We start from the raw sequence: 15038 nt of genomic DNA, 5'->3' as shown, positions 1-15038 counted from the left end.
GGAAAGACGTGGAAAGTGCAACCTTATGCGGTTTCCTTGGCGTCGCTCGTGGCGGCCTTGTCTTTGGCTTTGTCTTTTTCGATCTCGTTCAGCAGGTTGCCTTGCTCGCCGGTGATTTTCTTGAGCGACCCGCCGATTTCTCCGCCCGGCTCAATCTCGATTTCGCCGTAGCTGATATCGCCGCTGACGCGACCGCTCTTGCGCACGACAAGACGCTTGCGCGCCAGCATGGTGCCGTCAAACTGGCCGGAAATATCGGCCGTATCAATATCGACCGTGCCGTTGAAAATGCCGCTCTGGCTGATTTCGATTTCCTTGCTGGTCATCGAGGCTTCGACCTTGCCTTCGACGATCAGCCGGTCGCAGGATGTGATTTCGCCCTTCAGGTGAATGTCGGCGCCGACATGAAGCTTGCTGCCTTCTTTCTTCTCGTCCGTCGCCATGCCATAAGCGGGCTTGGGGCGGATATTGTTGTCCAGACCAAAACTTCTCGTGCCACCAGTTGTCGTCATCGGTTTTACCCTGCTTTCCAGTTTTTGTTCAGGAGTAGATTGAGCGTCCTTGCTGTTTTCAGGTGTATCCGTCAATTTCGGTTTTCTTTGAAACATATTTTTCACAATCTCACTCATTCTAAATATGCCGGAGTTGGCCATAAGATAATGTTCTGTATGCGTTGGTTTTTTGTCAAAAGTGTGGCATTTGTCGCCGGCCCGCTGCCACTGGGCGGCATCAAGCCTAGCATATCCGGGCGGTAAAGAGGGAATATTTCGAAATGACAATGCACGCGCGAAAATTAATTGGCCTCGTTGCCCTTCTCCTGATGCTGGCGCTCTATTGCGGGGCGTGCGTGTTCATCGCTGTGCAGTTTCTGCCACAAAACCGGATCGTGGAACTGATCTTCTATCCGGTTGCCGGCGTACTCTGGATCTTTCCGGCCATACGGATCATCCGCTGGATGCAGGCGCCGCCGGAGGGTGAATAACGCAAAAAAAGCCGGACCGAGAGGGGGGATCGATCCGGCTTCATATTGCCGTTCAATGGGAGAGGGGGACTATCCCACGATCAGCAAAAGGTCAATAGCGTCTGTACTAGGCTATACCGTGCTATTTGGTGTTTTTTTTGCTCATTTCCAGTGATCTTAATCACTCTTTCTTGAGCAAGTCTGTTACCAGGTCAATGTAATCAATCTGACTGTCTTCGGGCGTCTGCATTCAGCGCGCCCGAGCGAGGTTTGAGCAGGAACCTCATCATTATTATATTGTATATAATGAATGTGACTCTTTTGCGGCAAACGTCATATTTTTTACTGGCGAAGATTGCCGATACGCTCAGTCGCGAGAATGAGGCCTGTAATATTGTCAGGTGTAGACAGCCGATGATCTCCGTTCTTGATGAGCGAGACGGTGACGTCTTCGCTGACAAGCGCCTCCTGGATCTGCAGCGCGGTTTGCCACGGCACGCTGTCGTCCTGCATCCCCTGCAGCAGATGCACGGGGCAGGTTACGTCGATCGGCCCGTTGAGCAGGTAGTTGCGCGGTCCGTCGTCAAGCAGCTTGCGGGTGATGATATAAGGCTCGTCCGAATACTCCGACGGCTCTGCCCAGAATCCATCCTTCTCGATCGCGGCGCGCCCCTCGGGCGGCATATCCTCCCACATCCGCGCGGTGAAATCGGGCGCGGCGGCGATGCCGACAAAGCCGGCGATCCGCTCGGGGCGCAGCAGCGCCATGCGAAGCCCGATCCAGCCGCCCATGGAGGATCCGACAATGATCTGCGGCCCGGCCGTGCAGTTATCCAAAATGGCGAGGGCATCGTCCGTCCAGCGGCTGATCGTCCCGTCGGTAAAGCTGCCGGTCGAGCGGCCGTGTCCCATATAGTCGAACCGGGTATAGCTTCTGTGGAGCGAGGTCATGGCCTTTTCAAGCGCAAGCGCCTTTGTCCCTTCCATATCCGACATGAAGCCGGGACAAAATATTACACCCGGCGAGAAACCCGGGGTATGATAATAGGCGAGGGATTGACCGTCAGGCCGGGGAAGCATACTAGGTGTGTCAGGTGCAGCCATATTAATTTCAGTTATGTTGATGATGCAGTGAATGAACAAAATCAGTCCCGACCATAGCACTTCTTCGCCGAAAGTCGAAAGGCGTCTTCCGACCGTGTTGCAGATCCTGCCAAGCCTGCATGGCGGTGGCGTCGAACGCGGGACGATTGAAATGGCATCGGCGCTGAAGGAGAATGGCTGGACGCCCATCGTCGCCTCCTCCGGCGGTATCATGACGCATGAGCTGAAACGCATCGGCGTACGGCACATCACGCTACCCGCAGAGAGCAAGAACCCCTATGAGATGTGGCGCAATGTCGGGCGGCTGGTCGCGATTATCCGCGAATATGGCGTCGATATTCTGCATGCGAGAAGCCGGGCCCCCGCCTGGAGCTCGTATTTTGCGGCGCGGCGGACGGGAGCGCATTTCGTCACGACGTTCCACGCGGCCTATACGCGCGGCGGCCGGCTTAAAAACGGCTACAACGCGATCATGACGAAAGGCGAGCGGGTGATCGCCATCTCCGACTTCATCGCCGAACATATCCGGGCAAATTATGACGTTGCGCCGGAGAAGATCGTCACCATTCCGCGTGGGGTGGACTGCCGCAAGTTCAATCCGGCCGCCATCCATGCGGAGCGGATCATCGATATGGCCCGCTCGTGGGACATGACTGACGGCGTGCCCGTTATCATGCTGCCGGGGCGCCTGACGCGGCTGAAAGGGCATGCCACCTTTATCGAGGCGCTGGCGCAGATCCGTGATCAGGAGTTTGTCGCCTTTCTGGTCGGCAGCACCGAGGGGCGCGATTCCTATTGCGAGGAGCTGAACGCGCTAATCAGATCGCGCGGGCTTGAGGGGCGCGTCCAGATCAAGGGCCATTGCGAGGATATGGCGGTCGCACTGATGCTCTCTGATGTGGTGGTCTCCGCGACCACCGTACCGGAGGGCTTCGGCCGCGTCGCGGTCGAGGCGCAGGCGATGGGGCGCCCGGTGATTGCGACGGCGCATGGCGGATCGATGGAAACCGTCCTCGACGGGGAGACCGGCTGGCTGGTGCCGGCGCGCGATGTCGATGCGATGGCTGCGGCGCTCAGCCAGGCGATTGCCCTGCCGACGGAGACGCGCGAAGCCGTGGCGCTTCGGGCCCGCGCCCATGTCATGAGCCATTTTTCTGTCGATCGTATGTGCGATGCGACGATTGCGCTCTATCGCGACGTTCTCGGTGAACAGGCCGGGGTGCGCTGAAACGTCACTAATTGGCGGCGGCACCTGTCTATTGCTTGACATGGACCGTCAGTTTTCTAAAGTCCCGGCATGATCGTCGATCCAGGACAGGGTGTTGTTCGGGGCCGATCATGGAATGGATGGATTCAATGGCAAATGGACAAGTGGAAATAACGCTTCCTGACGGCAGCACGCGGGTTTTTGACCGCCCGGTTTCGGGTGAGGAACTGGCAAAGGATATCGGACCCGGCCTTGCGAAGGCCGCGCTCGCGCTCCGCATCGACGGCAAAATGAAGGACCTGAAAACGGTCCTTGACCGGAATGTCGCGGTCGAGATCGTGACCGCGCGCGACGACGACGATGAAGTTCTGGAGCTGCTGCGTCACGACGCCGCCCATGTGATGGCGGAGGCGGTGAAGGAGCTTTATCCCGATACCCAGGTGACGATCGGTCCCGCCATTGAAGACGGCTTCTATTACGATTTCGCCCGCAAGGAACCCTTTACGCCGGAAGATCTGGAAAAGATCGAACAGCGGATGCATGAGATTGTCGATCGCGATGAGGAAATCATCCGCGAGGAGTGGCAGCGCGATGAGGCAGTTGCCTTCTTCAAGAAGGAAGGCGAGCACTACAAGGCGGAGATCATCGACGCCATTCCGGCGGACCAGCCCATCGGCATCTATCGCCAGGGCGAGTTTCAGGATCTTTGCCGCGGACCGCATCTGCCCTCGACGAAAAAGCTCGGCCATGCCTTCAAGCTGATGAAGCTCGCGGGCGCCTACTGGCGTGGCGATTCGCGCAACGAGATGCTGCAGCGGATCTACGGCACGGCGTGGCGAAGCGAGAAGGAACTGCAGGCCTATCTGCACCGGCTGGAAGAGGCGGAGCGGCGCGATCATCGCAAGATCGGCCGCGAAATGGATCTTTTCCACATGCAGGAAGAGGCCGTCGGCATGGTGTTCTGGCATGAAAAGGGCTGGACGCTCTATCGCACGCTTGAGCGCTATCTGCGGCACCGGCTGGAAGAGGCGGGCTACAAGGAAGTCAAGACCCCCCAGCTTGTCGATCGCAAGCTCTGGGAAGCCTCCGGCCACTGGGAAAAATTCGGCGAGCATATGTATACCGCGCAGTCGGAAGAGCGCACGCTTGCGCTCAAGCCGATGAACTGCCCCTGCCATGTGCAGATTTTCAATCAGGGCATCACCAGCTACCGCGATCTGCCGCTCCGTATGGCGGAGTTCGGCTCCTGCCACCGTTACGAGCCCTCGGGCGCGCTGCATGGCATTATGCGGGTGCGCGGCTTCACGCAGGATGATGCGCATATCTTCTGCACGGAAGAGCAGATCCTGTCGGAGACCGAAATCTTCTGCGAACTCCTGCTCTCGGTCTACAAGGATTTCGGCTTCGAGAAGGTGAAGGTGAAATTCTCCGATCGTCCGGCCGTCCGCGCCGGGGACGACAGCATCTGGGACAAGGCGGAAGGCGCGCTCCGCGAGGCGATCGAAGCGACGGGGATCTCCTATACCATGAACCCCGGCGAAGGCGCCTTCTACGGGCCGAAGCTTGAGTTCGTGCTGACCGACGCCATCGGCCGGGACTGGCAGTGCGGCACGCTGCAGGTCGATTTCGTGCTGCCCGAGCGGCTCGGCGCGACCTATATCGGCGAGGACGGTGCGCGGCATCGTCCGGTCATGCTGCACCGGGCGATTTTCGGATCGATGGAGCGTTTTATCGGCATTCTGATTGAGGAATTTGCTGGCCGCTTTCCGCTCTGGCTTGCGCCCGAGCAGGTGGTCGTCGCGACGATCACCGATGATGCCGATGACTATGCGCGCGAGGTGCTGGCGGCGCTGAAGAAAAGCGGCCTTCGGGCGAGCCTTGATCTCAGGAACGAAAAAATTAACTACAAGGTCAGGGAGCACAGCCTCGCCAAGGTGCCAGTGCTGCTGGTCGCAGGGCGTCGCGAAGCGGAGGAGAAAACCATCTCCGTCCGCCGTCTCGGCGAGAAGCACCAGAAAGTCCTTCCGCTTGATGAAGCGATTGCCGCTCTTGCGCTTGAAGCCAGGGTGCCGGGACAATGATTTGTTCCGGCTCCGTGAAAGAAGCTGTGGCAACAATGCGTTAAAATATATAGAATAGAGTGTCGCAACTCTCCCGGCGGGAGAGGATCCGGATCAATTTTAAAGGAGAAAGTACATAGCCCGCCCACCCAGAAATGCGGTCCCGACGAAAGAGGGGCCCCGTACAAACGAAGATATTAATGCCTCCAGCGTCCGTCTGATCAATGAAGATGGTAATAACATCGGGCTGGTGTCCATTCAGGCGGCCATGGGGCTGGCTGAAGAAGCAGGGCTCGATCTCGTCGAAGTATCGCCCGGTGAGACGCCGGTCTGCAAGCTGATGGATTTCGGGCGCGCCCGGTTCGAAGCGCAGAAAAAAGCGGCGGTTGCCCGCAAAAAACAGAAGACCATCGATATCAAGGAAATAAAGATGCGTCCGAACATTGATCAGCACGACTATGCGGTCAAGATGCGGGCGGTGCATAAATTCCTCGATTCCGGCGACAAGGTCAAAATCACGATGCGCTTTCGTGGCCGCGAAATGGCCCATCAGGAGCTCGGCATGAAGCTGCTGAACAAGGTTCGCGACGAGACGGAAGAGCTTGCAAAGGTCGAGCAGCATCCGAAGATGGAAGGCCGCCAGATGACGATGGTCATCGCCCCCACAAAATAACGTATAGTCAGCGCGAACGTCACACGGCCTGCGCCCGGTCCCCGGACCGCGCAGGCCATTTTTATGCGCGCGGCGCCCCGCCCATAGCCCCTTGCGTAAAATTTGATCGAAGTCATGGATTGCGGGCGCATGAGCGCCTAATTTTCTTCCCGGTTCTTTCAACTGATTCGAACTGATGAAGAGGTGTCAAATGACTAACAAGGTACCAGTGACGCGCAACTCTGATTGGTGGACAGATATTTTCGAACCATTCCGTTCCTTTGGCTATCGGGTTCAGGACTTCTTTTCGCCGACGGTCGAGGCTGGCGCGAGCGATGATTCTTTCGAAATCACGGTCGAGCTGCCCGGCGTGAAGGAAAAGGATGTGGACATCACCCTTGATAACAACATGCTGACCATCAAGGGCGAAAAGCATTCGAAGAAGGAAGAGAAGGACGAAACGAGATATTTCTCGGAAAGAACCTATGGCTCCTTCCAGAGAACCTTCCGTCTGCCGGCAGAGGTCAAGGCCGATGAAATCAAGGCGCATTTCGAGGATGGCGTTCTGCACATCAAGATCCCGAAGCTGAAGGCTTCTTCAGGCAAGGCGACGAAGATTCCGATCGGCAAGAAAAGCTGAGAGGGCGGCGGGCCCAGCCCCCGGGCTGAATGATATCCACTCACCTCAATGCGGGGAGTGTCCCGCCCCGCATCCCTCCTGCGGCGGCTTTTTCTCAGTCAGCGAGATGACCGAGAAGGGGGCCGCCGCATCGTTCGGGTTAACCCAAACCTCCGCCGCATCGACCAGCGCGAAATCCCCGGTTGAATTGAGGCGCCAGAGCTTCGGCGCGGCTGCGCCGCCAAACGCCTTGTCGAGGCAATAGGGGTTGGTGTCGCCATGCACGAGAAGAACCGGCCGGGCGAACTTCGCGGCAAGATGGCGCAATTTAAGGCGAAAGGCGGCAAAGGCATCGCACCCCTCGCGCCGGTGCGGGCCGCACGGCATATCGGATTGATGCTGCGTCACATCCGCCTGCGCGCCGATGACGATGGCGCCCGCCCCGATCTTTTCAGCCTCAGTGAAGGCGGCCTCCAGCCAGAGAAGATTGGCCCTGTCCCGCGCATCAACCAGAGCGAGGGCGAGCTCCTCGTCATCCAGCAGAATCTCTTTGCGGCCATTGTCCGTCGAGACCATATGCAGCGTCAGAAAGACGACGCCGCCGTAGTGCCAGCGCATATTTTCCGGAAAGAGTGGCTGGCGCGCGAAGCGCCATTCGGCCGGCAGGTCGGGCGGCGCGGCGAAGAAGATGTTGCGGAGGAAATCCAGACGCTCAAGCTCTGATGCCGGCTCGGGAATATCGGCGCGGTCGCAGTCGGTCCAGTCATTGTCGCCCGGCGAATAAAAGACGCGGCCCGGGTGGAGCGCCATGATCTCATCGCGCCGGCGGCTGAAGAGCACGTCCGAGCAGCTGCTCTCGCCGCTTTTGAAATCACCGAGAAAGAGGACGAAGGGCGCATCGCTTGCCCGGATCGCGGGCGCGGCCCGCTCGCGAAGCTGCACCTCCTCCGCCGCCGTATAGGGAACGTCGGAGAGGACAAGGAAGGCGAAGCCCTCTGCAGCGACGGCGCCCGGCAGGAAGGTCAGGATGGCAAAAAGCAGCGAGAGCGACCTAAGATGGGCAGGCAGGCGGCGGGGTGAGAGAGCGCGGGTCATTAATACATCCTTTGCAATGGCGGGGCGGCGATGCGTCCGGCCGCCTTGCAAGACGGCGGAAAATGCTGTTTGTGACGACGGGATAAAAAGCCGTCGAAGGGGCTTGAATTTGCCGAGCGGCGATTGTATAACCCACGCTTCGCTGAGCGTTCCGGCCAATTTGGGGCTGCCGAGTCTGCTCAATTGCTTCAACACAGTTTCAAAGGAAGCCAGAAATGCCCAAACTGAAAACCAAGAGCAGCGTCAAAAAGCGCTTCTCTCTCACCGCCACCGGCAAAGTCCGGGCGAGCCAGGCTGGCAAGCAGCATGGAATGATCAAGCGGACCAACAAGCAGATCCGCAATCAGCGCGGCACGACGATCCTGTCGGATCAGGATGCGCGTATCGTCAAGAAATTTCTGCCGTACGGCTAAGGAGAGAGAGCAATGGCACGTGTTAAACGCGGCGTAACGACGCACGCCCGCCACAGAAAAGTCATCAAGGCTGCCAAAGGCTACTATGGCCGCCGCAAGAACACCTTCCGTACAGCGGTACAGGCCGTCGAAAAGGCCGGTCAGTACGCCTATCGCGACCGTCGCACCAAGAAGCGCAACTTCCGCGCGCTGTGGATCCAGCGTATCAACGCGGCGACGCGCGAGCAGGGCATGACCTACGGCAACTTTATGCACGGCCTCCGGCTGGCGGGCATCGACCTGGACCGCAAGGTTCTGGCTGACATTGCCGTCCGCGAACCTGAGGCCTTCAAAGCTCTGGTCGAAGCAGCCCAGAAGGCTGTCGCCAGCGCCTGATTCTCCGGGCCCTCGAAAACCTAGACATTTTCGTAGACCACTTTATTAAAAGGGGGCCCATTGCGCGGCCCCTTTTTCTATTTGCGAGATGTGATGCAGGATATTGAGAAACTAGAACAGGATTTGCTCGCCGAGATCGCCGGTGTCGCCGATCTCGACGCCCTCGAATCGCTCCGGGTCGCCGCGCTTGGCAAGAAGGGCAGCGTCAGCCTGATGATGCGCGGCCTCGGCCAGATGGCGCCGGAAGAGCGTCAGCAGGTGGCGCCGAAGCTGAACCGCCTGAAAAACACGGTGAGCGCCGCGCTTGACGCGGCGAAAGCTGCGCTTCTGGACGCCGCCCTCAATGCGCGCCTCGCCGGCGAGCGGATCGATATCACTCTTCCGGTGCGACCCGAAATGACCGGGCGCATCCACCCGATCAGCCAGGTGATCGACGAGATTACCGAGATTTTTGCAGGCATGGGATTCGATATTGCGGAAGGTCCGGATATCGACGACGATTTTCACAACTTCACGGCGCTCAACATCCCGCCCGAGCATCCGGCGCGACAGATGCATGACACCTTCTATCTGCCGGAAAAGGCGGATGGGTCACGCCAGCTCCTCCGCACCCATACCTCGACGGTGCAGATCCGCACCATGCAGGCGAAGCAGCCGCCGCACCGCATCATCGTTCCCGGCCGCACCTTCCGCTGCGATTCGGACCAGACACACACGCCGATGTTCCACCAGATCGAAGGGCTGGTCATCGACAAGACAAGTCACATGGGGCATCTCAAAGGCGTTCTTGCGGAATTCTGCAAGGCGTTCTTTGAAGTCGAGAACGTCACCATGCGCTTTCGCCCGTCCTACTTCCCCTTCACCGAGCCGTCGGCGGAGATGGATATCCGCTGCACCTTCGCGGGCGACCATATCAAGGTCGGCGAGGGCGAGGACTGGCTCGAAATTCTTGGCTGCGGCATGGTCAACCCGCGCGTTCTCGAACATTGCGGGCTGGATCCGGCCGAATATCAGGGCTTTGCCTGGGGCATGGGGATCGATCGCATTGCAATGCTGAAATACGGCATCCCCGACCTTCGCGCCTTTTTCGATTCCGATTTGCGCTGGCTTAAACATTACGGATTTGTGCCCCTGGATGTCCCGACGCTGGGGGGAGGGTTGTCCCGATGAAATTCACGGTATCCTGGCTGAAAGAGCATCTTGACTATAACGCGACGCTTGACGAACTCTCTGAGCGCCTGACCTCTATCGGCCTCGAGGTCGAGGAGATTACCGACCGCGCCAGCGAGCTTGCCGCCTTCAAGGTGGCGCATGTCATCGAGGCGGTGCAGCACCCGGACGCCGACCGGCTCCGCGTCTGCAAGGTCGACACGGGCGAGGGCGTGGTGCAGGTCGTCTGCGGCGCGCCGAACGCGCGCACCGGGATGAAAGGCGTCTTTGCCCCCTCCGGCTCCTATGTGCCCGGCACCGATCTCTGGCTGAAGCCGAGCAAGATCCGCGGCGTCGAGAGCAACGGCATGCTGGTCTCGGAGCGGGAAATGGGCCTCTCCGATGAGCATGACGGGATTATCGAGTTGCCGGCGGAGACGCCGATCGGGGTTCCGTTTGCGACAGTTGCCGGGCTTGATGATCCGGTCGTTGAAATCGCCATTACCCCCAATCATCAGGACGCGCTCGGCGTTTACGGCATCGCCCGCGATCTCGCCGCGAGCGGCTTCGGCACGTTAAAACCGCTCGACACCTCGCAAGTCGCCGGCACTTTTGAAAGCCCGATCAATGTGGCGCTGAATTTCGACAATGTCGATCCGCTGCCCTGCTCGCAGTTTATCGGCCGCTATATCCGCGGCGTGAAAAACGGGCCGAGCCCGAAATGGCTGCAGGACAAACTCAGGGTCATAGGCCTTCGCCCGATCTCGGCGCTGGTCGATATCACCAACTATATGTCCTATGGCTTTGCCCGCCCGCTGCATGTGTTCGATGCGGACAAGGTGAACGGCAATATTCAGGCCCGGCTCGCAAAAGAGGGGGAGAAACTTCTCGCGCTCGATGGTGAAGAATATGAGTTGTCGGCCGATATCTGCGTGATCGCGGACGAGACGCGGGCGCTCGGCATCGGCGGTGTGATGGGCGGCGAAGAATCCGGCTGTTCGGAGACGACAACCAACGTCTTTATCGAAGCGGCCCTCTTTGATCCGATCCGCATCGCGACGGCGGGGCGGAAACTCGGTATCCAGTCGGATGCCCGTTACCGCTTCGAGCGCGGGGTTGATCCGGCCTTTGTTGCGGCGTCGATGGAAATCACGACGCGCCTTGTGATGGAGCTTTGCGACGGCGAGCCGTCGCATGTCGTCGTCGCGGGCGACGGGCCGGACTGGCGTAAATCGGTGACGCTTCGCAAAGCCCGCGTCAAGGAACTCGGCGGCGTCGAGGTGCCGGAAGCGGAGATGCTTGCCATTCTGGACCGGCTCGGCTTTGCCCCGAAGGATATGGGCGACACCATTCGGACGGATGTGCCGTCTTGGCGCATGGATGTGGACGGCGAGGCCGATCTGGTTGAGGAAATCCTCCGCATCCATGGCTATGATAATATTCCCGCCGTCCCCCTGCCGATGACGTCGGTGGTGGCAAAGCCTGCGGTAAACGCAAAGCAGCGCCGGGTGCGGATTGCCAAGCGAGCGTTGGCTGCGCGCGGGATGATGGAGGCGGTCACCTTCTCCTTCCTGCCGCGGGCGCATGGCGATCTTTTTGGCGGCGTGCCCGATGAGCTCGTCCTCGTCAACCCCATCAGCGCCGATCTCAATGCTATGCGGCCTTCCCTGCTGCCCAATCTGATTGCGGCTGCGGGCCGGAACCAGTCGCGCGGCTTTGCCGACTTCTCCCTCTTCGAGGTGGCCTCGGAATATCATTCCGATCAGCCGGACGGGCAGGTTGCGGTCGCGGGCGGCATTCGCGTCGGCGCCACCTCCCCTCGTCACTGGGCAGGCGGTGCACGGAAGTTCGACGCCTATGATGCGAAGGCGGATGTTTACGCGCTGCTGGAAGCCATCGGTGCGCCGGTCGATGCCGCGCAAGTTGTGGAAGGCGCCCCCGACTGGTATCACCCGGGACGCTCGGGCAACATCCAGCTTGGCCCGAAGAACCGGCTTGCCTCTTTCGGCGAACTTCACCCGCGGATCCTGAATGCGATGAAGGTGAAGGGGCCCATCGTCGGCTTCGAGATTTATCTCGACAATATCCCCTTCCCGAAGGCGCGGGAGACGGCGCGCCCGCCGCTTGTGGTCTCCGACTATCAGGCGGTTGAGCGGGACTTTGCGTTTGAAGTTGATGCGGATGTCTCCGCCGAAAGCATCATGCGCGCGGTTCGGAGCAGTGATAAAAAGCTGATCACTGACGTTTCGATTTTCGACATCTATCAGGGCGAGCGGATCAGTGAGGGCAAGAAATCCGTCGCCCTCTCCTTCCGCCTGCAGCCAACCGACAAGACCCTGACGGAGGAGGAGATTGACACGGTGGCCGCGAAAGTAATCGAGAATGTAAAGAAGGCGACGGGCGGCAGCCTCCGCCACTGAGATGCGCCATCTGCGTGAGAGGGGAGCCGGCTTCGGCTCCCTCATTTCTTTCTGGAGAGAATAAAAATGACAAAGGATATACCGGAAGGCTTTACCGAATTCGCGGGCGCGATGGGCTTTGTCGAGCTCAGCGGCCCGCTGCTGGTGAAATATGCGGAAGACGGCGCCCGTCTCGGGCTCCGGGTTACGGAAAAGCACTGCAACCCCGCGAACATCTGCCACGGCGGGATGCTGATGACATTTGCCGATATGCAGCTTGGCGTCGGGGCGCGGTCGGCCACGGGGGCGCAGAATTTTCTGCCGACCGTTCATATGTCCTGTGATTTCGTTGCCCCGGTGCCGAACGGCGCGTGGCTTGAAGGCGAGACGCGGGTGATCCGCCAGACACGGTCGATGATTTTTGCCACCTGCACCCTGACGGCGGACGGCGAGATGGCGTTCAGCGCGTCCGGCATCATGAAAATCTCGGCCCGCAACAAGACCTTTGCCAAGGTCTCCCTGCCGCCGCTAAAATAGCAATTGAATTCGTCCATAAAACTGTTACTTGGATGAGCGGAAAACCATATTTAAAGCACCTAAATGACCGATCTCAGTAAAATCCGGAATTTCTCCATTATCGCCCATATCGACCATGGGAAATCGACGCTTGCGGATCGCCTGATCCAGATGTGCGGCGGCTTGGACGATCGCGAAATGCAGCAGCAGGTGCTCGACAGTATGGATATCGAGCGCGAACGCGGCATCACGATCAAGGCGCAGACCGTCCGGTTGCTCTACACGGCGAAGGACGGCGAAACCTATACGCTCAACCTGATTGATACGCCGGGTCATGTCGACTTCGCATATGAGGTCAACCGTTCGCTGTCGGCCTGCGAAGGTTCGGTGCTGGTCGTTGACGCGAGCCAGGGCGTCGAAGCGCAGACCCTCGCCAACGTCTATCAGGCGATCGAGGTCAATCATGAGATCCTGCCGGTTCTGAACAAGGTCGATCTGCCGGCCGCCGATGTCGACCGGGTGGTGGAGCAGATTGAGGAAGTCATCGGCATCGACGCGAGCGGCGCAATCCCGATTTCGGCGAAGACGGGGATGGGCATCAATGACGTGCTGGAAGCCATCGTCGAGCATATTCCAGCGCCGACGGGTGACCGTACGGCGCCGCTTCAGGCACTGCTGATCGACAGCTGGTATGACGCCTATCTCGGCGTCGTGGTGCTGTTCCGGGTGCGTCAGGGGGTCATCAGGAAGGGTCAGAAGATCCGCATGATGGAGACCGGGGCGAGCTATCTTGTTGATCGTGTCGGCGTCTTTACCCCGAAGGGCCTGCTGGTAGACGAGCTCGGCCCCGGTGAAATCGGTTTTATGACCGCCGCCATCAAACAGGTTGCCGACACCAAGGTGGGGGACACCATCACGGATGATCGCAAGCCCGCGGCAACGCCGCTTCCGGGCTTCAAGCCTAACCAGCCGGTGGTGTTCTGCGGCCTCTTCCCGATCGATGCCGCCGATTTCACCGAGCTGAAAGCAAGCCTTGGCAAGCTCCGCCTCAACGACGCGAGCTTCTCCTTTGAAGCGGAAACCTCCGCCGCGCTTGGCTTCGGCTTTCGCTGCGGCTTCCTCGGCCTGCTGCATCTCGAGATCATCCAGGAGCGGCTTGAGCGCGAGTTTGATCTCGATCTGATCACGACAGCGCCGTCGGTCGTCTATCGCCTGCATATGCGCAACGGCAGCATGATGGAGCTGCACAATCCCGCCGATATGCCGGACGTCACGCATATCGACCATATCGAGGAGCCGTGGATCAAGGCAACCATCATGGTGCCGGATGAATATCTCGGCCATGTTCTGAAGCTGTGCGAAGACAAGCGCGGCGTACAGACCGACCTCACTTACGCCGGAAACCGCGCGATGGTCGTCTACCGGCTGCCGCTCAACGAAGTGGTGTTCGACTTTTATGATCGCCTGAAATCGGTGACGCGCGGCTATGCGAGCTTCGATTACGAGATCGACAGCTATCAGGAGAGTGATCTCGTCAAGATGACGATCCTCGTGAACGGTGAGCCCGTCGATGCGCTGGCGATGATCGTGCATCGCGATCAGGCGGAGTCGCGCGGCCGACAGCTCTGCGAGCGGCTGAAAGACCTCATCCCGCGCCAGCTTTTCAAGATCGCGCTGCAGGCGGCGATCGGCGGCAAGGTTGTGGCGCGCGAGACCATTTCAGCGCTCCGCAAGGACGTGACGGCGAAATGCTACGGCGGCGACATCACGCGCAAGAAGAAGCTGCTCGAAAAGCAGAAGCGGGGCAAGAAGCGCATGCGCTCCGTCGGTAACGTGGAAATTCCGCAGGAAGCCTTCCTCGCCGCCCTCAAGATGGGCGATGACTGAGGCGCGGGCTATCTGGTAAAGGCCGACGTCTCTTTCGGCTTTTTCTTGCGAAACAGCAGCAGGAAGAGGATCCCTGCCGCAAAAAACGTCAGCGCGGCGGGCCAGAGAAGAAACGAGACAAGCACTGGATCCCAGAGCTCGGGGAAGATATAGCGCTGGATGACGGCCTGCGTGAGATTGAGGCTGCCGACATCGAGTTTGAACCACAATTCGCCGAGCCGCAGGGCGCGCCAGCTTTGGCTGTCCAGGAACTGCAACAGGTCGTAGCCAAGCAGCGCGGCCGAAACGCCCACAAAAAGCCAGCCTATAAGACGCCCGAGGATCATCTGTCCCTCCAGATGGAGAAAGGGACGCGCATCTTACGCGGAAAATGCCGGAAATCAAAGTTTCCGATAGGCTATTGCAGGCGGATGTATGGACGCATTTATTTCGCGAACACGGGTTTGAAGTCTTGCATTCTCGTTGCTCTCAAGTATATTCCCCGCGCGCCCTGCAAACATCGGGCGCCTGCGGAGGGGTGGCCGAGTGGTTGAAGGCGCACGCCTGGAAAGTGTGTATACGGGGAACCGTATCGGGGGTTCGAATCCCCCTCCCTCCGCCA

Annotated in this window: 15 protein-coding genes and 1 tRNA gene; 12 read left to right on the top strand and 4 right to left on the bottom strand. The window is 59.3% G+C overall.

What is annotated here, in order from left to right:
* Positions 1 to 23: 23 nt before the first annotated feature.
* On the bottom strand, positions 24 to 629 hold the full coding sequence (locus tag V7Z56_RS14835; protein ID WP_334130323.1) for a bactofilin family protein: 606 nt from the start codon (positions 627 to 629) through the stop codon (positions 24 to 26).
* Between the two features lie 143 nt (positions 630 to 772).
* Here V7Z56_RS14835 and V7Z56_RS14830 point away from each other — a divergent pair, with 143 nt between their 5' ends.
* Positions 773 to 982, top strand: a complete 210-nt coding sequence (locus V7Z56_RS14830; protein WP_334130322.1) for a DUF2842 domain-containing protein — start codon at positions 773 to 775, stop codon at positions 980 to 982.
* Positions 983 to 1303: 321 nt separating this feature from the next.
* On the opposite strand, the gene V7Z56_RS14825 is transcribed toward V7Z56_RS14830, so the two are convergent.
* Entirely contained in the window at positions 1304 to 2041 is a 738-nt protein-coding gene (locus V7Z56_RS14825; RefSeq protein ID WP_334130451.1) for an alpha/beta fold hydrolase, read from the bottom strand.
* Positions 2042 to 2096: 55 nt separating this feature from the next.
* Between V7Z56_RS14825 and V7Z56_RS14820 the strand changes: the two genes are divergently transcribed.
* From V7Z56_RS14820 to V7Z56_RS14805, 4 genes are all read left to right on the top strand, one after another.
* On the top strand, positions 2097 to 3293 hold the full coding sequence (locus V7Z56_RS14820; RefSeq protein ID WP_334130320.1) for a glycosyltransferase family 4 protein: 1197 nt from the start codon (positions 2097 to 2099) through the stop codon (positions 3291 to 3293).
* Positions 3294 to 3421: 128 nt separating this feature from the next.
* Positions 3422 to 5353 carry a threonine--tRNA ligase gene (thrS, locus tag V7Z56_RS14815; protein WP_334130319.1) on the top strand — a complete coding sequence of 644 codons (1932 nt, stop codon included), beginning with the start codon at positions 3422 to 3424 and terminating at the stop codon, positions 5351 to 5353.
* A 115-nt stretch (positions 5354 to 5468) separates the two neighbouring features.
* Positions 5469 to 6005 (top strand): translation initiation factor IF-3, encoded by a 537-nt coding sequence (gene infC / locus V7Z56_RS14810; protein WP_334130450.1) that lies wholly within the window; start codon positions 5469 to 5471, stop codon positions 6003 to 6005.
* A 190-nt stretch (positions 6006 to 6195) separates the two neighbouring features.
* Positions 6196 to 6624: an Hsp20/alpha crystallin family protein gene (locus V7Z56_RS14805; protein WP_334130318.1), complete on the top strand. Its 429-nt coding sequence runs from the start codon at positions 6196 to 6198 to the stop codon at positions 6622 to 6624.
* A 45-nt stretch (positions 6625 to 6669) separates the two neighbouring features.
* Here V7Z56_RS14805 and V7Z56_RS14800 read toward each other — a convergent pair whose 3' ends face one another.
* Positions 6670 to 7698, bottom strand: a complete 1029-nt coding sequence (locus V7Z56_RS14800; RefSeq protein ID WP_334130316.1) for a hypothetical protein — start codon at positions 7696 to 7698, stop codon at positions 6670 to 6672.
* A 215-nt stretch (positions 7699 to 7913) separates the two neighbouring features.
* Here V7Z56_RS14800 and rpmI point away from each other — a divergent pair, with 215 nt between their 5' ends.
* From rpmI to lepA, 6 genes are all read left to right on the top strand, one after another.
* On the top strand, positions 7914 to 8111 hold the full coding sequence (rpmI, locus tag V7Z56_RS14795; RefSeq protein ID WP_334130315.1) for a 50S ribosomal protein L35: 198 nt from the start codon (positions 7914 to 7916) through the stop codon (positions 8109 to 8111).
* Between the two features lie 12 nt (positions 8112 to 8123).
* The gene (gene rplT / locus V7Z56_RS14790) at positions 8124 to 8486 is read left to right on the top strand and encodes a 50S ribosomal protein L20 (protein WP_334130313.1); all 363 of its coding nucleotides are present in this window, start codon (positions 8124 to 8126) and stop codon (positions 8484 to 8486) included.
* Positions 8487 to 8579: 93 nt separating this feature from the next.
* Entirely contained in the window at positions 8580 to 9656 is a 1077-nt protein-coding gene (gene pheS / locus V7Z56_RS14785; RefSeq protein ID WP_334130312.1) for a phenylalanine--tRNA ligase subunit alpha, read from the top strand.
* On the top strand, positions 9653 to 12055 hold the full coding sequence (pheT, locus tag V7Z56_RS14780) for a phenylalanine--tRNA ligase subunit beta (protein ID WP_334130311.1): 2403 nt from the start codon (positions 9653 to 9655) through the stop codon (positions 12053 to 12055). The genes pheS and pheT overlap by 4 nt, the downstream gene beginning before the upstream one ends.
* A gap of 66 nt (positions 12056 to 12121) precedes the next feature.
* Complete coding sequence (locus V7Z56_RS14775) at positions 12122 to 12571, top strand: PaaI family thioesterase (RefSeq protein WP_334130309.1); 450 nt, start codon at positions 12122 to 12124, stop codon at positions 12569 to 12571.
* Positions 12572 to 12634: 63 nt separating this feature from the next.
* A complete protein-coding gene (gene lepA / locus V7Z56_RS14770) occupies positions 12635 to 14437 on the top strand; it encodes a translation elongation factor 4 (protein ID WP_334130308.1) in 1803 nt (600 codons plus the stop codon).
* Positions 14438 to 14445: 8 nt separating this feature from the next.
* Here the strand turns inward: lepA and V7Z56_RS14765 are convergent, their stop codons facing one another.
* Positions 14446 to 14763 (bottom strand): hypothetical protein, encoded by a 318-nt coding sequence (locus V7Z56_RS14765; protein WP_334130307.1) that lies wholly within the window; start codon positions 14761 to 14763, stop codon positions 14446 to 14448.
* Positions 14764 to 14948: 185 nt separating this feature from the next.
* On the opposite strand from V7Z56_RS14765, the gene V7Z56_RS14760 reads away from it, so the two are divergent.
* Positions 14949 to 15038: transfer RNA gene (locus V7Z56_RS14760), tRNA-Ser, on the top strand.

This window comes from Sneathiella sp. (assembly GCF_036844445.1).
Lineage (GTDB): Bacteria > Pseudomonadota > Alphaproteobacteria > Sneathiellales > Sneathiellaceae > Sneathiella.
This window is presented reverse-complemented; position numbering and strand designations above follow the sequence as displayed.